Genomic DNA, 20,288 nt, shown 5'->3' with positions numbered 1-20,288 from the left:
CGGCGCGCGACATTTCCCGCGCTCCGACCACGTTTCGCGCGCTCCGTCCAGAAGCGCGCGAATCCAGGTTCGGGCGCGCGACATTTCCCGCGCACCGACCGGCTTTCGCGCGCTCCGTTCAGAAGCGCGCGAAACGCCGGTCCTCGGGCTGCGGCCGGCGCGGTGCCATGCTGTCGGCCATGACGCGCGACGTGCGGGCCCTGCCCAAGGCCCACCTGCACCTGCACTTCACCGGGTCGATGCGCGTCGCGACGGTGCGCGAGCTCGCCGAGACGCACGGGATGCGGCTGCCGGACGCGCTCCTCGGTGCGTGGCCGCCCCGCCTGGCGCGGGCCACCGACGAGCGGGGCTGGTTCCGCTTCCAGCGCCTCTACGACGCCGCCCGCAGCTGCGTGCGCGGTGAGGCGGACATGCGCCGCATCGTGCGGGAGGCCGCCGAGGACGACGCCGCCGAGGGGTCGCGCTGGCTCGAGATCCAGGTCGACCCGACGTCGTACGCGCCGTTCGTCGGCGGCCTGACGCCCGCGCTCGAGGTCGTCCTCGACGAGGCACGGTCCGTCTCGGCATCGGGCCGCATCGGCGTCGGCGTCGTCGTGGCGGCCAGCCGCATGCGCCATCCCCTCGAGGCCCGCACGCTCGCGAGGCTCGCGGCGAGGTATGCCGGCGACGAGCCGGGCCACGTCGTCGGGTTCGGCCTGAGCAACGACGAACGGCGCGGGAGCACCGCCGAGTTCGCGCACGCCTTCGAGATCGCCCGACGGGCGGGCCTCGTGCTCGTGCCGCACGGCGGCGAGCTGCTCGGCGCCCAGGCCGTCATGGAGACGCTGGAGGCACTCTCCCCGAACCGCATCGGCCACGGGGTGCGCTGTGTCGAGGACCCGCAGGTGCTCGACGCCGTCGCCGAGGCGGGCGTCACCCTCGAGGTGTGCCCGGGCAGCAACGTCGCGCTCGGCGTGTACGCCGATCCGGCCGACGTGCCGCTGCGGCAGATCGTCGACGCCGGGGTGCGGGTCGCCCTCGGGGCCGACGACCCCCTGCTGTTCGGGTCGCGGCTCGCCGCCCAGTACGCCGCGGCCCGCGACCTCGGGTTCGACGACGCGGGCCTGGCCGCGCTGGCCAGGGGCTCGCTGGAGGCCAGCCTCGCACCGGAACGGGTGCGCAAGCAGGCGCTCGAGGACGTGGCCGCCTGGCTCGACGCCGGGGCGTGAGCCCGTCGGCCCCACCCATCCGCACGACCCGCCACCGACCCGCCACGGACGCGCCACGGACCCGCCCCACACCCGCCCCGGACACGGACAGACCGGGACGCTCCGGACCGTCCGCGGGCCGGCCCGGCGACGGCCGGACGGGTCCGCGGGGCGGCGCGAGTTTGCCCGAGGCTGGGGCGCGCGGTCATGCTGTCGGGAAGATGAAGACGCAGACCCCCATCCCCGCACGTCCCCCGACCGCCCTGCGTGCCCGGCTGCGACGCCTCGCCGTCGTCGGTCTGGCCGCTCCCCTCCTCGCCCTCGCCGCGTGCAGCGGCGAGGCCCCCGTGACGTCCGAGCCCACCCAGGGCGCACCCGCCGGCACGTCGGCCCCGAGCACGTCCACGACGACGCCCGAGGCGACGACCTCGACGACGAGCGCAGCGCCGACGACCCCTCCGGCCTTCTCCACCAAGGACCTCAAGGCCGTCATCAAGGACCCCGACCTCGGCCACACCATCACCGCGCTCAAGATCTCGCGCAACCTGCCGTTCCCGGCCAACCAGCCGGTCGGGGCCGAGGCCTTCGAGATCGTCGGGGTCAAGGTGCAGCTCGACGCGGGCTCGCGGTACTCCGCGACGCTCAGCCCGACGATGATCTCGCTCGTGGCCACGAGCCCCCCTCAGACCGTGGCCGCGACGGCCGAGTTCGGCAAGGCCTACCACGCGATCCCCCTGGGCGCCGCGAAGCGCGGCCAGACCGAGCGCGGCTGGCTCTTCTTCAAGGTCGACCGCGGCACGTCGACGTCGCTGCGGCTCCAGTACAACCGTCCGCCGTACAAGGTCAGCACGACCGACAAGACCATCAAGGCGCGGATGTTCTGGGTGCAGCTGACCCGCTGACCCGGTGCTGGGCTCGTCCGCGGCCCCGGACTCCTACGGGAGCCGGGCCGCCCGCGTCCCCGGGTGGCGCGCGGTCTAGAGACGCTCACCCACGAGCACCGGCTCGTTGACGAGCGTCACGCCGAAGGCCTCGTGGACGCCGTCGCGCACCCGTCGCGCGAGGGCGAGCACGTCGGCGGCCCTCGCCCCGCCGCGGTTGGTCACCGCGAGCGTGTGCTTCGTGGACAACGACGCCGGTCCGGGGAGCCCGTAGCCCTTGCCGAACCCGGCCTGGTCGATGAGCCAGGCGGCGCTGGTCTTGACGCGCCCGTCGGGCTCGGGGAACCGCGGCGGCGTCGGGCCCTCGTAGCCGAGCCGTTCACCGACGCGCTCGACGAGGTCGTCGAACTCGCGCCGGCTCAGGACCGGGTTGGTGAAGAACGAGCCGCACGACCACGTGTCGGGGTCGTCGCCGTCGAGGACCATGCCGCGGCGGCGGCGTTGCTCCAGGACCGCGGCACGGGCGTCGGCGAGCGGCACGCGGGTGCCCAGCTCGACGCCGAGGCCCTCGGCGAGCGCCGCGTAGGCGACGGGCCGCGAGAGGTCGGCCACCTCGAGCTGGAAGACGACGTCGAGGACGACGTAGCGGCTCGTGCCCTTGAAGAGGGAGTGCCGGTAGGTGAAGGCGCAGTCGGCGTTGGCGAAGGTGCGCACGACCTGGTCACGCCGGTCCCACGTGCGCACCTGGTAGACGGTCTGCGACACGTCCTGGCCGTAGGCGCCGACGTTCTGGACCGGGGTCGCGCCCGTGAGCCCGGGGATCCCGCTCAGCGCCTCGACGCCCGCCCAGCCCTCACCGACGAACCGGTCGACGACGCCGTCCCAGTCCTCACCCGCGGCCACGCGCACGACGGCCCCGCCGCACCAGTCGGCCGACTCCGGAGCGATGCCGGAGGTCGCGACGCGCACGACGGTGCCGGCGAAGCCGTCGTCGGCCACGACGAGGTTGGAGCCGCCCGACAGCAGCAGCAGCGGCTCGTCGGCGTCGTCGACCTCGCGGACGGCGTCGACGAGCTCGTCGGTGGTCGTCACGGTGACGAGACGCGCGGCAGGGCCGCCGACCCGCATCGTCGTCAGCCCGGCGAGCGGGACGCCGTGTTGCTCGCGCACGAGGCTCAGTCGAGGCGGGCGACGGCGAGCGCGCGGCCGAGCACCTTCTCGCCGCCGCACGTCGCGGTCAGCTCGACGGTGACGCGGCCCGTCTCGGCGTCGACGGCCTTGACGACGCCCGAGACGTCGATGTCGGCACCGGTGTCGTAGGGCACGACGACGGGCTTGGTGAACCGGACGCCGTACTCGACGACGCGGCCGGCGTCGCCGACCCAGTCGGTGACGACGGTGACCGCCGAGCCCATGGTGAACATCCCGTGAGCGATGACGTCGGGCAGCCCGACCTCCTTGGCGAACCGCTCGTCCCAGTGGATCCGGTTGCGGTCGAGGGACGCGCCGGCGTACTGCACGAGGCGAGGGCGGTCGACGTGCACCGTGCGCGGCGGCAGGGCGTCGCCGACCGACACGGAGGCCAGGGCGCGCACGCCGGTGGTGGTGTCGCTGCTCATCACTCGCCTCCTCGGATGACGATGGTGGACGTGGCCGTGCACACGGCCTCGCCGTCCTCGGTGGCCAGCTCGGTGCGCGTCGTGACCATGGCGTGGCCACCGGCCTCGCGGACCGTGTCGACGTGCAGGGTGCCGACGACGGCGTCGCCGGCGGTCAGCGGCCGGTGGTGGGTGAAGCGCTGCTCGCCGTGGACGACCCGGGAGAAGTCGATGCCGGCCTCCGGGTCGCGGATCAGCTGGGCGTCGCACTGCTGGGCGATGAGGACCGCGAAGGTCGGCGGCGCGATGACGTCGGCGTAGCCGCGGGCCCGCGCGACGTCGACGTCGACGTGGACCGGGTCGGTGGATCCGACGGCCTCGGCGAACTCGCGGATCTTGGCCGCACTGACGCGGTAGGTGTCGGTGGGCGGGTACACCCGGCCCTGGAAGTCTTCGTTCACCGGCATGCGGGCAGCCTATCGACCGGTGGACGACGACCGCTCCCCCGGCCGGGTGGCCGAGGGAGCGGTCGTGTGGTGACGCGTGAAGAGCAGTCCGCGTCAGCGGGTCTCGCGGTGCTCCGTGTGCTTGCCGCACTTCGGGCAGAACTTGTTGAAGGAGAGACGGTCGGGGTTGTTCCGACGGTTCTTCTTCGTGATGTAGTTGCGGTCCTTGCAGTCCACACACGCCATCGTGATCTTCGGACGGACGTCGCTGCTCTTGCTGGCCACGGCAACCTGCTCTTTCGGGAACGTGCTGGGATGTATCGGGTCGTCCTGCGACGGGCTGTCGCGCGCGTGCCCGGGGGTGACCCCACGCCTCGGCACGAGGACGCGACGTACAAGGTTACGTGACGGCCCGGCGAATCGAGAAATCCGTGGACCGTCGCGCTCCGTGGTAGCGGGAGCGGGGCTCGATCCCGCGACCTCACGATTATGAGTCGTGCGCTCTAACCAGCTGAGCTACCCCGCCATGGGCTGCCGGCACCGGACCCGCTCGCGCGGGCTGCCCGGGGACCGACCGACCAGAGCCCCAATAGGGAATCGAACCCTAGACCTTTTCCTTACCATGGAAACGCTCTGCCGACTGAGCTATTGGGGCACGGCCGAACGATCGGAACCCGCGGCGCGGGGCCCAGTTCGACCTGCTGTGCGTCGGTGAGACTACACGGTCCGAGGCGCGGATACGAAATCGGCGGGGCGGCCACGGGAGGGGTGCCCACCCGGCCCGTGGGAGGCTCAGCCGGCGGCGTCGTGGTCCTCGAGCGCCCGGCGGGCCGCGGCCTCGGCGGTCTCGCGGGCGTCCCGCTCGGCCGTCGCCTCGGCGAGCTCCGCGCCGACCTTGGCCAGCCGCTCGCGTGCCGTCGCGAGACGGCGCTCGAGGTCGGCGATGCCCTCGGTGACCTCCTCCTCGCGAGCCGTCAGGACGGCGACGTGCCGGTCGGCGGAGCGCAGCGCCTCACGAGCCGACTCCAGCGCGGACGACAGACGCTCGCGTTCGGCGGTGCGCCGGGCCCGACGGCGCTCCTCGAGGTCGACGGCGTCACCGCCACCGCCGTCGAGGACGGACAGGCTCGGGCGCCCGGCGGCTCCGGCGGCCCCGGCGGCGTCGGCCGACAGGTCGTCGAGGGCCACGGCGTCCGCGAGGTCGACGGAGCCGAAGCCCGAGTAGCTGAGCGCCTTGACGAGGGCCCCGGTGAGCACCGTGGCCTCGGCGTCCTCGTCGGCGATGAGTGCGGTGAGGGTGTCGCGCACCTCGGCCGCCACGCTCGCGCCCATCCGCTGGCCGGCGGCCGCGGCCTCCTGCGCGACGCGTTCGGCGACGGCGTCGACGCGCCGGGACCGCTCGCGGCCCAGCAGGCGCAGCTGGTCGGCGTCGAGGGTGCGCTGGGCCTCGCGGAGCAGCTCGGCGAACGAACGCAGCTCGTCGAGCTCGTCGCGGCACGTGCGGACGAAGTGGTTGACCGCCCATGCGGCGACCGTCGGTTTGCGCAGTGCGGTGACCGCTGCGGCGAGGTCCTTGTCACCGGCCTCCTTGGCCTGCGCCGCCAGCTCGGACCGGCGCGCCGTGAACCGCGCGGGGCTCTCGGCGTACAGCTCCTCGACGGCGGCGCGCAGGTGCAGGATCACCCGTGCATCCTCCCGCAAACCGGGTGGTGCGGCGCGGCAGCGACGGGCAGGCTGGGCCGGTGACCTGGATCTGTGTGACGTGCGCCGTCGAGACCGACGACCTGCCCGAACCGCCCGAGACGTGCGCCATCTGCGAGGACGAGCGCCAGTGGGTGCCCTCCGACGGCCAGCGGTGGACGACCCTGGACCAGCTGTGCCGGGCCGGCACCCGCATCAGCGTCGCCGAGGTCGAGCCCGGCCTCTGGGGCCTGCGTGCCGAGCCGGAGGTGGGGATCGGGCAGCAGACCATGGTCGTGCGGGTCCCCGAGGGCGTGCTCCTGTTCGACTGCGTCGGCTACGTCGACGACGCGGCGCTGGAGCAGGTCCGCGCCATCGGCCCGGTGCTCGCGGTCGCCGCGAGCCACCCGCACATGTACGGCGTGCAGACCGAGTGGGCCAGGCGGCTCGGCGGCGTGCCGGTGCTCGTCAACGAGCGCGACGCCGAGTGGGTCCGACGCCGCGACCCGCTCCTCGAGCTGTGGGGCGAGAGCCGCCAGGTGGCCCCCGGGCTGACGCTGCACCGCGTCGGTGGGCACTTCCGCGGCCAGGCCGTCGTGCAATGGTCCACGGGCAACGACGGCCGCGGCGTCCTGCTCGCCGGTGACGCCGTCTTCCCCAACCCGGACGGGCGGACGGTCAGCTTCATGCGCAGCTACCCGAACCGGATCCCCTTGTCCGGCGCCGTGGTCCAGCGCATCGCCGCTCAGCTCGAGGGCCTGCACTTCGACCGGCTGTACAACAACTTCGGCGCCGTCGTCGGCGCCCACGCCAAGGAGGTGCTGCGCGTCTCGGCCGACCGGCACGCGGCCTGGACGCGTGGGGACTTCGACCACCTGACCTGACACCTGACCTCACGCGCCGGGCCCGCGTTCGGCCGCGTTCGGCCGCGTTCGGCCGCGTGCGGTCGGGCCCTGGAACGGGTAGGTGGCTCGTGACGGCGTCGTCCGGCGCCGCACCAGTGGAGGAGGACGCCATGACCGACATGCCACTCTCGTCCGAGGACCCCACCACGGAGGGCCCCGCTGACGGTGGCGCCGACGTGACCAGCCAGGACGGCGGTGCCGACGGCGGCGCCGAGGGTCCCGCTGACGGCGGCGCCGACACCGGGACGCAGGACGGCGGTGCCGACGGCGGCGCCGAGGGTCCGGCCGACGGTGGCGCCGACACCGGCACGAGCGACGGCGGGGCCGACGGCAGCGCCGAGTGACCGCGTCACCACGGGCGGCCGGGTCGCGATGACCCTCGACACCACCAGCCGGGTGCCCCTGCAGTCGCGCGGGCACTCGGCTCTCGCCTGCCTGGTCCCCCTCTCCCGGGCTGCGTTCGCCCGCGAGCACTGGGCCCGGCGACCCCTCGTGTCGCGCGCCGAGCAGCTTCCCGACGGGGCGGCGGACCTGCTCCGCCTCGGCGACGTCGACGAGCTGGTGTCCCGGCGTGGGCTGCGTACGCCGTTCGTCCGGGTCGCGCGCGAGGGCCGCACCCTCGGTGACCGCGAGTTCACCGCCGGAGGCGGCGTCGGGGCAGGCATCGCCGACCAGGTCAGCGACGACAGGCTGCTCGGCCTCTTCGCCTCGGGGGCCACCATCGTCCTGCAGGGCCTGCACCGCACGTGGGGGCCCGTCATCGACTTCTCCCAGCAGCTGGCCGACGACCTGGGGCACCCGGTACAGGCCAACGCCTACGTCACCCCCCGCCAGAGCCGCGGCTTCGACGACCACTACGACGTGCACGACGTGTTCGTCATCCAGACCTCGGGCGAGAAGCGGTGGCGGCTGCGCCCGCCCGTGCGACCCGCTCCCCTGCGCGACGACCCCTGGACCGACCACCGCGCCGACGTCGAGGAGGCGGCCCGGCACGAGCCGCTGCACGAGACCACCCTGCGGCCCGGCGACGTGCTCTACCTCCCGCGCGGGTGGATCCACTCGGCCACCGCCCTCGGTGGGGTGAGCGCGCACCTCACCCTGGGCATCCACGTGTGGACGCGACGGCACCTCGCCGACGAGCTGCTGACCCTCGCGCTCGAGCGGGCGAGCGACGCCGAGCGGGTCCGGGCCAGCCTCCCGCCGTCACCGGGCGGACCGGACGCGGCAGCCCTCACAGACGACATCGAGGTGGCCCGCGAAGCGCTCGTCGACGCGCTCCGAGCCGTCCCGGCCGGGGAGGTCGTCACCGCCCTGCAGCGCCGCTCGTGCCAGGCCCAGCGCGCGGCACCGCTGGGGCCGCTCGCGCAGGTCGCGGCCGCCGAGTCGCTCCACGGCGGGTCGGCCCTGCGGCTGCGACCGCACCTCGGGGCCCGGCTGCACGCCGAGCCGGACGGTGGGGCGCGCCTGACCAGCCGGCTGCCTGACCTCAGCGTCGGCCGGCACGACGTGGGAACGCTCGTCGCACTCCTCGACGACGGCGTGCTGCGGGCCGACATGGTGGGGCTGGACCTGGCCCGCCGCCTGCTCCTGGCCGGTGTCGTCGTCCTCGACGACTGAACCGGTCTCGGCGTCCTGGCTCAGGAGGCGCGGGCCACCGCGTCGAGGAGGGGGCGGCGGGCGCCGACGAGGGACGGGCCGTACCACGTGAGCAACCGGCCGCTCACGAGCGCCGTGCGGGTGCGCCGGAACGCCTCGGGGCCGTCCGCGTCCGTGAACACGTACGGCTCGTCCGGCAGCAGGACGACGTCCACGCCTTCGCGGTCGAGGTCCTCGAGGTCCACGTGCGGGTACCGGTCCTCGTGCTCGGACAGGACGTTGTGCCAGCCGAGCCGGGCCACGACGTCGCCGGTGAAGGTGTCGCGTCCGACGGCCATCCACGGGTCCCGCCAGACCGCCACCGCCACCTCGAGCGCCGGCTCGGGCACGGGACCGCACCACTCGTCCCGAGCCGCGCGCAGCCAGCCGGGTGCGGGGACGCCGAGAGCCTCGGCGAACAGCCGCTCGAGCGAGTCGAGCGCGCCCGGGACCGTCTCGACGTCGGTGACCCACACCGTGAGCCCGGCCTCGCGCATCCGCTGGACGTCCAGCCGCCGGTTCTCCTCCTTGTTGGCCACGACGAGGTCGGGGCCCAGCGCCGAGACGGCACGCAGGTCGGGGTTCTTGGTCCCCCGGACCCGCTGCACCGCAAGGCCCGCCGGGTGCGTGCACCAGTCGGTGGCACCGACGAGCACGTGCGGGAGCGTCGCCGCGAGGGCCTCGGTGATCGAGGGGACGAGCGACACGACGCGGCGGGCGGGAGCCGCGAGCGGCACCGGCGCCCCGAGGTCGTCGACGAGCATCACGGCTTGGCCTCCGCTGGGGTCAGACGTTGCGGCGGTACTGGCCGCCGACCTCGAAGAACGCCTCGGTCACCTGCTGCAGGGAGCACACCCGCGCCGCGCGCATCAGGACGTCGAAGACGTTGCCGCCCTCGATGGCGACGCGGCGCAGCTCGTCGAGGGCCACGCGCGCCTCCTCCTCGTGGTCGGCCCGGAACGCGCGGACCCGCGCGAGCTGGCCCTGCTTCTCCTCCTCGGTGCCGCGGGCGAGGACCACCTTGCGCGGCACCTCGCCCTCGTGCGGGTTGCGGAAGGTGTTGACGCCGATGATCGGCAGGCTGCCGTCGTGCTTGCGGTGCTCGTAGAGCATCGACTCGTCCTGGATGCGACCGCGCTGGTATCCGGTCTCCATCGCCCCGAGGACGCCACCGCGCTCGGTGATGCGGTCGAACTCCTTGAGCACCGCCTCCTCCACGAGGTCGGTCAGCTCGTCGATGACGTACGAGCCCTGGAGCGGGTTCTCGTTCATCGCCAGGCCCCACTCGCGGTTGATGATGAGCTGGATCGCGAGCGCCCGGCGGACCGACTCCTCCGACGGCGTCGTGACGGCCTCGTCGTAGGCGTTGGTGTGCAGGCTGTTGGCGTTGTCGTAGATGGCGATGAGCGCCTGGAGCGTCGTCCGGATGTCGTTGAAGTCCATCTCCTGCGCGTGCAGGCTGCGGCCGGACGTCTGCACGTGGTACTTCAGCTTCTGGCTGCGCTCCCCCGCTCCGTACCTCTCCTTCATCGCCACGGCCCAGACGCGTCGGGCGACCCGGCCCAGCACCGAGTACTCGGGGTCCATGCCGTTGCTGAAGAAGAAGGACAGGTTCGGGGCGAAGTCGTCGATCGCCATGCCACGCGCGAGGTAGCTCTCCACGTAGGTGAACCCGTTGGCGAGGGTGAACGCGAGCTGGCTGATGGGGTTGGCCCCCGCCTCGGCGATGTGGTAGCCGGAGATGCTCACCGAGTAGAAGTTGCGCACCTGGTGCTCGATGAACCACTCCTGGATGTCGGCCATCATCCGCAGGGAGAACTCGGTGCTGAAGATGCAGGTGTTCTGACCCTGGTCCTCCTTGAGGATGTCGGCCTGCACCGTGCCGCGGACGTTGGCGAGGGCGTAGGCGGCCAGCTGCTCGCGCTCGTCGTCGGAGGGCTCCCGGCCCTCGCGGTCGCGGAACGCGTCGACCTGCTGGTCGATGGCGGTGTTGAGGAAGAACGCGAGGATCGTCGGCGCCGGACCGTTGATCGTCATCGACACCGACGTCGTCGGCGAGACGAGGTCGAAGCCGCTGTAGAGCACCTTCATGTCCTCGAGGGTGGCGACGGAGACGCCCGACGTGCCGACCTTGCCGTAGACGTCGGGACGCGGGTCGGGGTCGCGGCCGTAGAGGGTCACCGAGTCGAACGCCGTGGACAGGCGGGTGGCCGGCTGACCCTCCGACAGCAGCTTGAACCGCCGGTTGGTGCGGAACGGGTCGCCCTCGCCCGCGAACATGCGGGCCGGGTCCTCGTTGTCGCGCTTGAACGGGAACACCCCCGCGGTGAAGGGGAAGAAGCCGGGCAGGTTCTCGCGACGCAGGAACGACACGAGCTCACCGTGGTCGGTGTAGCGCGGCAGCACCACGCGCCGGATCTTGTTGCCGGACAAGGACTCCCGCATCAGCTTGGTGACGATCTCGCGGTCACGCACCTTGACGACCTGTTCGTCGCCCGAGTAGGCCTCGACGACCGAGGGCCAGGCTGTGAGCGCGTCGGCGACCGCTTGCGGCACGTCGGTGCGCGCAGCCCCGAGCAGAGCGTCGACCCCCGAGGCGTCGGACCCGGCGTCGACGAGCTCGCCCCGGACGAGGTCGAGGCGCTGCACCCGGGCCGCGGCGGCAGCGAACCGCGCGGTGTCGGCGTGGTAGCGGCGGACGGTCTCGCTGATCTCGGCGAGGTAGCGGACGCGGGAGGCCGGCACGACGGTGGAGATGCGCGTGGACTGCTTCGTCGAGACGTGCGGCAGGATGCCCTCCTGGACCGGCATCCCCTTGTCGGACAGGAGCGTTCGCAGCTCCTGGTAGAGCGCGGTGACGCCGTCGTCGTTGAAGGTGGCCGCGCTCGTGCCGTACACCGGCATGTCGGCCGGGCTCTTGCCGAACGCCTCGCGGTTGCGGACCATCTGGCGGCCGACGTCGCGCAGGGCGTCCTCGGCGCCGCGGCGCTCGAACTTGTTGATGGCGACGACGTCGGCCATGTCGAGCATGTCGATCTTCTCGAGCTGGCTGCTCGCACCGAACTCGGGCGTCATGACGTAGAGCGAGACGTCGGAGTGCTCGACGATCGCGGCGTCGCCCTGGCCGATGCCGGGGGTCTCGAGGACGACGAGGTCGAAGCCCGCGGCCTTGACGACGGCGAGGATGTCGTCGAGACGCCCGGGCACCTGGCTCTTGCCGCGCGTGGCGAGGCTGCGGAAGAAGACGCGGTCGCCGTCGAGCGAGCTCATCCGGATGCGGTCGCCGAGGAGGGCGCCGCCTCCGCGGCTGCGCGTGGGGTCGACGGCGAGGACGGCGACGCGCAGCTTGTCCTGCTGGTCGAGGCGCAGCCGGCGGACGAGCTCGTCGGTGAGGCTGGACTTGCCGGAGCCGCCAGTGCCGGTGATGCCGAGGACGGGGACGTGCCGCCGGGTGGCGGCCTCGCGGACGCCGGCGAGCAGGGCGTCGTCCAGCTGGCCCTCCTGCGCGCCGGTGACGGCGCGCGCGACCGCGGCACGGTCACCGGCGAGGACGGCCTCGAGGGTGGGAACGCCGACCTCCCACGGGTCGAAGTCGCAGTCGGCGACGACGCCGTTGACCATGCCGACGAGCCCGAGCCGCTGGCCGTCCTCGGGACTGAAGATCGTGACCCCGGACTCGCGCAGCCGGGCGATCTCCTCCGGCACGATGACGCCGCCGCCGCCGCCGACGACGCGGACGTGACCGGCGCCGTTCTCGCGCAGCAGCTGCACGAGGTACTCGAAGTACTCGACGTGCCCGCCCTGGTAGGAGCTGACCGCGACGCCCTGCGCGTCCTCCTCGATCGCGGCGTCGACGACCTCCTGGACGGAGCGGTTGTGGCCGAGGTGGATGACCTCGGCCCCCTGGCTCTGCATGATCCGCCGCATGATGTTGATCGACGCGTCGTGCCCGTCGAAGAGGCTGCTCGCCGTGACGATCCGGACGTGGTGGCTCGGGTGGTGCAGGGCGGGCTGGGCGGGCTGGTGCTGCTGGGACGACTGCGCGGTCACGACTGGCCTCCGGGGTGCGACGCTGACCCAAAAATACTAGGACTTCCTACTAATGGACGTCAACGCGTCCTCGTCCTACGATGGCGCCATGAGCGCGGAGACCAACGGCACCGCTGTCACGGGCGCACTCGCCGCCGGGTCGGGCCTCGGCTTCGACCCGATCGCCCGCGCTCGCGAGCAGTGGGTCGAGCAGGGCTGGGAGACGGCGGCCGACGGGATGGCGGCGATCACCTCCCTCATGCGCGCGCACCAGATCGTCCTCGCGCGCGTCGAGGCCACCCTGCGCCCGCTGGGCGTGACGTTCGCCCGCTATGAGGTGCTCATGCTGCTGTGGTTCAGCAAGCGCGGCTCGCTGCCGATGAAGGTCATCGGCTCCCGTCTGCAGGTGCACCCGACGAGCGTGACGAATGCCGTGGACCGCCTGCAGGACGCCGGCCTCGTCACGCGCTCCACCCATCCCGAGGACCGGCGGGCGATGCTCGTGGCCCTCACCCCTGCCGGTCGTGAGCTGGCCGAGCGGGCCACCAAGGCGCTCAACACCGAGGTCTTCGAGCAGCCGGTCCTCTCCCAGCGCGACGTGCGCACGCTGCTCGACATCCTCACCCGGCTGCGCCGCTCCTCGGGCGACTTCTGACGGTCGCGTCCTGACGGACGCCGCGTGGTGCAGGTCAGCCGATGACGCGGTCGAGGAAGGCGTTGCCGAACGTGCGCCCGGGGTCGACCCGGTCGCGCAGGGCACGGAAGTCGGCGAGGCGGGGGTAGAGGGGCGCGAGCTCGGCGGCCCGCGCGACGAAGCACTTGCCCCAGTGCGGCCGGGCCCCGAGGGGAAGCAGCGCCTGCTCGATGGCAGGCAGGAGGGCATACACGCGCTCGACGTCGCGCAGCCACGTGAAGTGCACCCCGAGGACGTCGTGGCCGAACGCGCTGCTGAGCCAGTGCTGGTCGGCCGCGACGGTGCGCAGCTCGCACACCTGCAGCACGGGCGCCATCCGCTGCCCCAGGGAGCGCAGCCGCTCGATGGCGGCCGGTGCGTGCTCGCGCGGCAGGAGGTACTCGCTCTGCAGCTCCTCCCCGCGGCTGGGTGTGAACTCCATGCGGAAGTGCGGCAGCCGGTCCAGCCACGGGCCGGGCACACCGCCCTGCTGGGTCACCGACTCGGTCACCCCGCCCTCGAGCATGTGCATCGTCGTCGTGGCCGCCAGGGCACCGAAGAGCTCGGTGGGCGCCGTGTCGGCACGGCTCTTGAGCCAGACCTGCTCCACCCCCGCGTCGGTCCAGCGGGTGAAGAGGCTGACGCTGTAGGCGCTGCTCGTGATCGTCTCGAGCTCGGCCGCCAGGGCCTCCCACGTCAAGCCGGTGTAGACGTCCTGGCGCACGTCGTAGGTGGGCTCGACGTCGAGCGTCAGGGCGGTGACGACCCCGAGCGCGCCGAGCGCGACGACGCTGCCCTCGAAGTCCGCGTCCCCACGGCTGGTGGTGCGCAGCTCCCCGTCGGGCCCGACGATGTCCAACGACGCGACCGCCGTTGCGAGCGAACCGTTCTCGACGCCGGAGCCGTGCGTCCCGGTCGCGACGGCACCGGCGACCGAGATGTGCGGCAGCGACGCGAGGTTGCCCAGCGCCCACCCGGCGGCGTGCAGCCGGGTCGCCACCTCGCCGTAGGCCGCTCGGCCGGTCACGCGGGCCGTGCGGGTCCGCTCGTCGACCTCCACGGTGGTCGGCAGGTCGACGAGCGAGACGAGCACGCCGGCGTCGGTGTCGGTGATGTCGGTGAGGTCGGTGAATGAGTGCCGGGAGCCGAGCGCGCGCACGCGCGGGGCGCGCGCGACGACCTCCTGGAGCTCGTCGACCGACCGGGGCCGTTCGATGCGAGCCCGGTAGGCGTGGTTGCCGGCCCAGTTCGTCTCCACCGTCTGCATCGCCCTACTCTGGCGCACCCGCGGTGGAGCCCGCCGTCGAGCCCGCCGTCGAGCCGGCCGTCGAGCCGGCCGTCGAGTCCGCCGTCGAGTCCGCCGTCCCGCCTGTCGTCGCCGTCGGGACCGCTGCTCGCTCGAGCCCCTCGGGCAGGTCGTCGCGGTGCGTGCGGGCGACGTGGACGACCCCGCCCGGGGTCGTGGCCTCGTCGGCCCGCACCGGCGTCGGGTCGGCCGGGCCGGCGGGCGCGGCACGTCCGCGTGTCAGGCCGGCGATGATCATGCCGATGAAGCTGGGCCGCCCCTGGCTCTTGGACAGGACGTCGAGCGCGACGGCCCCGAGCAGGACGAGACCCTTGATGATCTGGACGTAGTTGGAGTCGACGCTGAGGTTGGCGAGCCCGAGGTTGAGCACGCCCATGACGAGGCCACCGATCATCGACCCGGTCACGGTGCCGACGCCGCCGGCGACGGCGGCTCCGCCGATGAACACGGCCGCGATCGCGTCGAGCTCGAAGCCCACGCCGTCCTTGGGGTTGGCCGCGTTGAGGTAGGCGGTGAACACCATGCCGGCGACGCCGGCGAGGAAGCCCATGTTGACCATGGCGAACAGGTCGATGCGCCGGGTGTCGACACCGGAGAGGCGGGCGGCGTTGGCGTTGCCGCCCACCGCGTAGATCTGCCGCCCGAGCACGGTTCGCTGGGTGACGTAGGTGTAGATGACGACGAGGGCGCCGAGGATGAGGCCGACGACCGGGACCCCCTTGTACGAGGCGAGCAGCAGGCCGAGCACGAGCATGAGCCCGCAGACGACGGTGAGCTTGAGGACGGTCAGGGCCATCCGGGGCACCGGCATCCCGTAGCTGCGCAGGTCGGCGCGCCGGCGCAGGTCGAGGTAGACGATGACGGCGATCGCGAGGAGCGTCAGCACGAGCGTCGGGTTGTGGTACCCGGTCACCGGTCCCATCTCGGGGAGGTAGCCGTTGGCGATCTTCTGGAAGCTCTCGGGCACCGGGATCGACTCGGCGTTGAGGATGATGAGGTCGAGGCCGCGGAACAGCAGCATGCCGGCCAGCGTGACGATGAAGGCCGGGATGCCGACGTAGGCGACCCAGAAGCCCTGCCAGATGCCGACGAGGATCCCGAGCGCCAGCCCCAGCAGGATGGCCGCCGGCCACGGCAGGTCGAACTTCGCCATCGCCAGTGCGACGGTCGCACCGACGAAGGCACACACCGAGCCGACCGACAGGTCGATGTGGCCGGCGATGATCACCATGACCATGCCGATCGCGAGGATGAGGACGTAGCCGTTCTGCACGAGCAGCGACGTGACGTTGCGCGGCTCGAGGAAGAGCCCGTCGGTGAGGATCTGGAACATCGCCACGAGCAGCAGCAGGGCGATCATCATGCCGTACTGGCGGATGTTGCCACCGAGCGCCTTGCGGATGTCGCGGACGAGGGACGTGCCGGCGCGGGCGGCGTCGCTGGTCGGGGCGGGTGCGGTGTCGATGGCCATCTCAGTCGGCCTTTCGCTGGGTCATGTGTCGCATGAGCACTTCCTGGTTTGCCTGTTCCCGCGGAACCTCCGCGGTGATGACCCCTGCACTGAGGGTGTAGATGCGGTCGCAGAGCCCGAGCAGCTCGGGCAGCTCCGAGGAGATGACGAGGACGCCGCGTCCGCTGTCGGCGAGACGGTTGACGATCTCGTAGATCTCGTACTTCGCGCCGACGTCGATGCCGCGCGTCGGCTCGTCGAGGATGAGCAGGTCGGGCTCGGTGAACATCCACTTGCCGAGGACGACCTTCTGCTGGTTGCCCCCGGAGAGCTTGGCGACCCCCGTCTCGATGGAGGGCGTCTTGATGTTCATGTCGCGGCGGTAGCGCTCGGCCGCGAGCACCTCCTGCCGCTGGTCGACGGCACCGGCGCGGCCGCGGATGTTCCGGAGGCCGGCCGCAGTGATGGAGACCCGGATGGAGTCGAGCAGGTTGAGCCCGAGGCTCTTCCGGTCCTCGGTGACGTAGGCCAGCCCGGCGTCGATGGCGCGCCGGACGGTGTTGGCGCGGAGCACCTTCCCGTCCTTGACCAGCTCGCCGCTGATCTTGTGCCCGTAGGACTCACCGAAGACGCTGCGGGCCAGCTCCGTGCGACCGGCGCCCATGAGGCCCGCGAGCCCGACGATCTCGCCGCGGCGGATCCTCATGCTGGCGCCCTTGACGACGAGCCGTGACGAGTCCTGCGGGTGGGCCACGGTCCAGTCACGGATCTCGAGCAGCAGCTCGCCGACCGTCGGTTCGTGCGGGGGGAACCGGTGGTCGAGGTCACGGCCCACCATCCCGCGGATGATCCGGTCCTCGTTGACCTCGCCGCGCCGCACGTCGAGGGTCTCGATGGTGCGCCCGTCGCGGATGATGGTGATCGAGTCGGACACCTCCTCGATCTCGGCGAGCTTGTGGCTGATCATGATCGAGGTGATGCCCTTGGCCTTGAGGCCGAGGAGCAGGTCGAGCAGGTGGCGGGAGTCCGTGTCGTTGAGGGCCGAGGTCGGCTCGTCGAGGATGAGGAGCTTGACGTCCTTGGCCAGGGCCTTGGCGATCTCGACGAGCTGCTGCTTGCCGATGCCGATGTTCTTGATCTGCGTGTCGGGGTCCTCGTCCAGTCCCACCCGTGCGAAGAGCTCGAGCGCGCGCTGCCGCGCGGCGAGCCAGTTGATCCGCCCCGCGGAGGCCTGCTCGTTGCCGAGGAAGAGGTTCTCCAGGATCGACAGCTCCGGGACGAGCGCCAGCTCCTGGTGGATGATGACGATGCCCGCCGCTTCGCTCTCGCGGATTCCCTTGAACTCGCACAGCCGCCCGTCGAAATGGATCTCGCCGGTGTACGTCCCGTGGGGATAGACCCCCGAGAGCACCTTCATCAGGGTGGACTTGCCGGCGCCGTTCTCGCCGCAGATGGAATGGATCTCGCCGCGCTGCACCTCGAGGTTGACGTCGGACAGCGCCTTCACCCCCGGGAACTCCTTGGTGATGGAGCGCATCGACAGCATCGTCGTGTTCATGGTCACTCGCGTCTCTCTCTCGACCCGAGCCGGGCCCCTGGTGCGGCGGGGTGCGCCGCCAGCCGCACCAAGGGCCCACGGCTCGGCTACTTCAGCTGGTCGGCGGTGTAGTACTTCGCGCTGATCAGCACGTCCGTGGCGTTGCTCTTGTCGACGGCGACCGGCTGCAGCAGCATCGTCGGGACGTTCTTGATGCCGTTGTTGTACGACGTCGTGTCGTTGACGGTGACCGTCTTCTTCGTGTCGATCTCCTGGATCATCTTCACCGTGGCCTGCGCGAGGTCGCGGGTGTTCTTGAAGACCGTCGAGTACTGCTCGCCGGCGAGGATCGACTTGACCGACTCGAGCTCGGCGTCCTGTCCGGTCACGACCGGGAGCTGCTTGCCCCCGCTGCCGTACCCACTGCCCTTGAGCGCGGCGATGATGCCGCGCGACAGGCCGTCGTAGGGCGAGAGCACGCCGTTGACGTCCTTCGTCGAGTACGCCTTGGTCAGCAGGTTCTCCATCCGCTTCTTCGCGACGGCGGCGTCCCAGCGCAGGGTCGCGACGGTCTTGAAGTCGGTCTCCCCCGAGCCGATGACGATGTCGCCGGAGTTGATCTTCGGCTTGAGGACCTCCATGGCGCCGTTGAAGAAGAAGGTGGCGTTGTTGTCGTCGGGCGACCCGGCGAACAGCTCGACGTTCCACGGCTTCGGGGCGCCGCTCGCCTCGAGGCCCTTGAGGAGCGACTCGGCCTGCAGCTTGCCGACCTTGAGGTTGTCGAAGGTCGTGTAGTAGTCGACCGCGTTCGTGTCGCGCAGGAGCCGGTCGTAGGCGATGACGGGGATGCCGGCGTCCTTGGCCTCCTGGAGCGCACCCTTGAGGGCGGTGCCGTCGATCGAGGCCACGACGAGGATCTTGTTGTTCTTGGTCACCATGTCGTTGACCTGGCTGACCTGGGTCGGGATGTCGTCGTTGGCGTACTGGAGGTTGACCTTGTACCCCGCGGCCTCGAGCTGCTGCTTGATGTAGTCGCCGTCCTTGATCCACCGCTCGGAGGTCTTGGTCGGCATCGCGACGCCGATCGTCCCCTTCCCCGCGGGGGCGGCGCCGGCCCCCGCCGACTCGGTCTGCCGACCACAGGCGCTGAGGCTCACGGCCACGGCACCAACGGCGATCGCCGCAACAGTCCTGCGAATCACTGTGTGCTCCATTCTTCGGGTGTCAGCCGGCACTGGCCGGCCGGCTGGGTCATGCTGTCGGTGCACTGCTCGGAACTGCCGTTCGGCGCAGGTGCGGTGACCTGGTGGCGGCGAGGACGCTGCGCTCCCCACCACCAGGGGTCTGGGTGTCGTCAGAGCCGGGCGGCGAGGCGGTGGTAGGCCGCGCTCCAGCGCAGCTGCTGGCGCAGGCTCTCGGGGGTCGTGTCGGCGTCGATGACGACGAGCTCGGTCGAGACCATCTCGGCGAGGTCGCGGAACTCCTCGGTGCCGACGGCGGTCGACAGGACGGTGTGGTGCGGCGCGCCCGCCAGCAACCACGACTCGGCCGACGTCGACAGGTTCGGGCGCGGCTCCCACACCGCGCACGCCACCGGCAGCCGCGGCAGGTCCTCGTCCGGCTCGACGACGTCGATCTCGTTGAGGGTGAGGCGGAACCGGCCGCCGAGGTCACTCATGCCCACGACGACACCGGCACCGGGGGCGGCCGTGAACTTCAGGCGCACCGGGTCCTCCCGACCACCGATGCCCAACGGGTGGATCTCCAGGCTCGGCTGCCGGCCCGCGATGCTCGGGCACACCTCCAGCATGTGCGCCCCGAGGATCTTCTCCTCGCCGGGGACCAGGTGGTACGTGTAGTCCTCCATGAAGGACGTGCCGCCCGGCAGTCCCTGCGCCATGGCCTTCGTCGTGCGCAGCAGCACCGAGGTCTTCCAGTCGCCCTCGCCACCGAACCCGTACCCGTCGGCCATGAGCCGCTGCACCGCCAGACCGGGCAGCTGGCGCAGACCGCCGAGGTCCTCGAAGTTCGTCGTGAACGCGGTGAACCCGCCGTCGGTCAGGAACGCGCGCAGACCCGCCTCGATCCGCGCGCCGTAGCGCAGCGACTCGTGCCGCGCCCCGCCCCGCCGCAGCTCGGGCACGACGGCGTACGTCTGCTCGTACTCCGCGACGAGCGCGTCGACCTCGGCGTCGGCCACCGCGTCGACGACCTGCACGAGGTCGTTGACGCCGTAGGTGTTGACCGAGACGCCGAACCGCAGCTGCGCCTCGACCTTGTCACCCTCGGTCACCGCCACGTCGCGCATGTTGTCGCCGAACCGGGCCAGCCGCATCGAACGCAGCTCGGCCACGCCGGCCGCCGCCCGACCCCACGCGCCGATCCGCTCCAGGACGGCCGGGTTGCTGACGTGGCCGGCGACGACCTTGCGGGCCACCCCGAGCCGGGCCCCGACGAAGCCGAACTCGCGGTCACCGTGCGCGGCCTGGTTGAGGTTCATGAAGTCCATGTCGATGCTCGACCACGGCAGCTCCGCCCCCGCCTGCGTGTGCAGGTGCAGCATCGGCTTGCGCAGCGCGTCCAGGCCGGTGATCCACATCTTCGCCGGCGAGAACGTGTGCATCCAGGTGATCACCCCGATGCAGCCCGGCGCCGCGTTGGCCTCGAGCACCGCGGTGTGGATCGCGGCCGAGTCGGCCAGGATCGGCTTCCACACGACCCGCGCCGGCAGCACCCCGCCGGCGTCGATCTCCTTCGCGATCGCCTGCGACTGCTCGGCCACCTGTCGCAAGGTCTCCTCGCCGTAGAGGTGCTGGCTGCCGGTGAGGAACCAGACCTCGCGCGCAGGGGCGGCGGAGCCGGCCGACGCGGCGGGAGTGGTGGTGGCGGTCATGGTGGGTCTCCTTCGTGGGATCCGTCGTGGTGCGACGGGCGTGCACCGGGGCGCACCCCGGGCGCCGG

The 20,288-nt window shown here is 72.0% G+C and carries 18 protein-coding genes and 2 tRNA genes; 6 read left to right on the top strand and 14 right to left on the bottom strand.

Annotated elements, in window-relative coordinates; translation table 11 throughout:
• The first annotated feature begins 179 nt into the window (after positions 1–179).
• Complete coding sequence (locus AC1VM9_RS12330; protein WP_483122865.1) at positions 180–1,208, top strand: adenosine deaminase; 1,029 nt, start codon at positions 180–182, stop codon at positions 1,206–1,208.
• A gap of 200 nt (positions 1,209–1,408) precedes the next feature.
• Complete coding sequence (locus AC1VM9_RS12325) at positions 1,409–2,089, top strand: hypothetical protein (protein ID WP_483122864.1); 681 nt, start codon at positions 1,409–1,411, stop codon at positions 2,087–2,089.
• A gap of 75 nt (positions 2,090–2,164) precedes the next feature.
• Here the strand turns inward: AC1VM9_RS12325 and AC1VM9_RS12320 are convergent, their stop codons facing one another.
• The 7 genes from AC1VM9_RS12320 to AC1VM9_RS12290 form a co-directional block, all read right to left on the bottom strand.
• A complete protein-coding gene (locus AC1VM9_RS12320; protein WP_483122863.1) occupies positions 2,165–3,238 on the bottom strand; it encodes a UDP-N-acetylmuramate dehydrogenase in 1,074 nt (357 codons plus the stop codon).
• Between the two features lie 5 nt (positions 3,239–3,243).
• The gene (locus AC1VM9_RS12315) at positions 3,244–3,687 is read right to left on the bottom strand and encodes a MaoC/PaaZ C-terminal domain-containing protein (RefSeq protein ID WP_481341431.1); all 444 of its coding nucleotides are present in this window, start codon (positions 3,685–3,687) and stop codon (positions 3,244–3,246) included.
• Complete coding sequence (locus AC1VM9_RS12310) at positions 3,687–4,133, bottom strand: FAS1-like dehydratase domain-containing protein (RefSeq protein WP_481341430.1); 447 nt, start codon at positions 4,131–4,133, stop codon at positions 3,687–3,689. The genes AC1VM9_RS12315 and AC1VM9_RS12310 overlap by 1 nt, the downstream gene beginning before the upstream one ends.
• Before the next feature lie 93 nt (positions 4,134–4,226).
• Complete coding sequence (gene rpmG, locus AC1VM9_RS12305; RefSeq protein WP_076262121.1) at positions 4,227–4,397, bottom strand: 50S ribosomal protein L33; 171 nt, start codon at positions 4,395–4,397, stop codon at positions 4,227–4,229.
• Between the two features lie 164 nt (positions 4,398–4,561).
• Positions 4,562–4,638, bottom strand: a tRNA-Met gene (locus tag AC1VM9_RS12300).
• 56 nt (positions 4,639–4,694) lie between these two features.
• Positions 4,695–4,767, bottom strand: a tRNA-Thr gene (locus AC1VM9_RS12295).
• A 137-nt stretch (positions 4,768–4,904) separates the two neighbouring features.
• A complete protein-coding gene (locus AC1VM9_RS12290; RefSeq protein ID WP_483122861.1) occupies positions 4,905–5,795 on the bottom strand; it encodes a hypothetical protein in 891 nt (296 codons plus the stop codon).
• 59 nt (positions 5,796–5,854) lie between these two features.
• On the opposite strand from AC1VM9_RS12290, the gene AC1VM9_RS12285 reads away from it, so the two are divergent.
• The 3 genes from AC1VM9_RS12285 (at position 5,855) to AC1VM9_RS12275 (ending at position 8,314) form a co-directional block, all read left to right on the top strand.
• A complete protein-coding gene (locus tag AC1VM9_RS12285) occupies positions 5,855–6,676 on the top strand; it encodes an MBL fold metallo-hydrolase (protein ID WP_483122860.1) in 822 nt (273 codons plus the stop codon).
• A gap of 131 nt (positions 6,677–6,807) precedes the next feature.
• Positions 6,808–7,041 (top strand): BatC protein, encoded by a 234-nt coding sequence (locus AC1VM9_RS12280; protein ID WP_481341427.1) that lies wholly within the window; start codon positions 6,808–6,810, stop codon positions 7,039–7,041.
• Between the two features lie 28 nt (positions 7,042–7,069).
• Positions 7,070–8,314 carry a cupin domain-containing protein gene (locus AC1VM9_RS12275; protein ID WP_483122859.1) on the top strand — a complete coding sequence of 415 codons (1,245 nt, stop codon included), beginning with the start codon at positions 7,070–7,072 and terminating at the stop codon, positions 8,312–8,314.
• A gap of 20 nt (positions 8,315–8,334) precedes the next feature.
• Here AC1VM9_RS12275 and AC1VM9_RS12270 read toward each other — a convergent pair whose 3' ends face one another.
• Positions 8,335–9,096: a helical backbone metal receptor gene (locus AC1VM9_RS12270; protein WP_483124008.1), complete on the bottom strand. Its 762-nt coding sequence runs from the start codon at positions 9,094–9,096 to the stop codon at positions 8,335–8,337.
• 22 nt (positions 9,097–9,118) lie between these two features.
• On the bottom strand, positions 9,119–12,382 hold the full coding sequence (gene icmF, locus AC1VM9_RS12265; RefSeq protein ID WP_483122857.1) for a fused isobutyryl-CoA mutase/GTPase IcmF: 3,264 nt from the start codon (positions 12,380–12,382) through the stop codon (positions 9,119–9,121).
• An 88-nt stretch (positions 12,383–12,470) separates the two neighbouring features.
• Between icmF and AC1VM9_RS12260 the strand changes: the two genes are divergently transcribed.
• The gene (locus AC1VM9_RS12260) at positions 12,471–13,016 is read left to right on the top strand and encodes a MarR family winged helix-turn-helix transcriptional regulator (RefSeq protein WP_481341423.1); all 546 of its coding nucleotides are present in this window, start codon (positions 12,471–12,473) and stop codon (positions 13,014–13,016) included.
• Between the two features lie 34 nt (positions 13,017–13,050).
• Here the strand turns inward: AC1VM9_RS12260 and AC1VM9_RS12255 are convergent, their stop codons facing one another.
• The 5 genes from AC1VM9_RS12255 to araA form a co-directional block, all read right to left on the bottom strand.
• Positions 13,051–14,301 (bottom strand): D-arabinono-1,4-lactone oxidase, encoded by a 1,251-nt coding sequence (locus AC1VM9_RS12255; RefSeq protein ID WP_483122856.1) that lies wholly within the window; start codon positions 14,299–14,301, stop codon positions 13,051–13,053.
• A 4-nt stretch (positions 14,302–14,305) separates the two neighbouring features.
• Positions 14,306–15,811: a multiple monosaccharide ABC transporter permease gene (gene mmsB, locus AC1VM9_RS12250; RefSeq protein ID WP_483122854.1), complete on the bottom strand. Its 1,506-nt coding sequence runs from the start codon at positions 15,809–15,811 to the stop codon at positions 14,306–14,308.
• A gap of 1 nt (position 15,812) precedes the next feature.
• The gene (gene mmsA / locus AC1VM9_RS12245; RefSeq protein ID WP_483124007.1) at positions 15,813–17,348 is read right to left on the bottom strand and encodes a multiple monosaccharide ABC transporter ATP-binding protein; all 1,536 of its coding nucleotides are present in this window, start codon (positions 17,346–17,348) and stop codon (positions 15,813–15,815) included.
• An 86-nt stretch (positions 17,349–17,434) separates the two neighbouring features.
• Positions 17,435–18,400, bottom strand: coding sequence for a multiple monosaccharide ABC transporter substrate-binding protein (gene chvE, locus AC1VM9_RS12240; protein WP_481341420.1), 966 nt, complete (start codon positions 18,398–18,400; stop codon positions 17,435–17,437).
• A gap of 281 nt (positions 18,401–18,681) precedes the next feature.
• Positions 18,682–20,220 (bottom strand): L-arabinose isomerase, encoded by a 1,539-nt coding sequence (gene araA / locus AC1VM9_RS12235; RefSeq protein ID WP_481346610.1) that lies wholly within the window; start codon positions 20,218–20,220, stop codon positions 18,682–18,684.
• Positions 20,221–20,288: the final 68 nt, after the last annotated feature.

Source organism: Monashia sp. HAY1-11D, from assembly GCF_056868035.1.
This window is presented reverse-complemented; position numbering and strand designations above follow the sequence as displayed.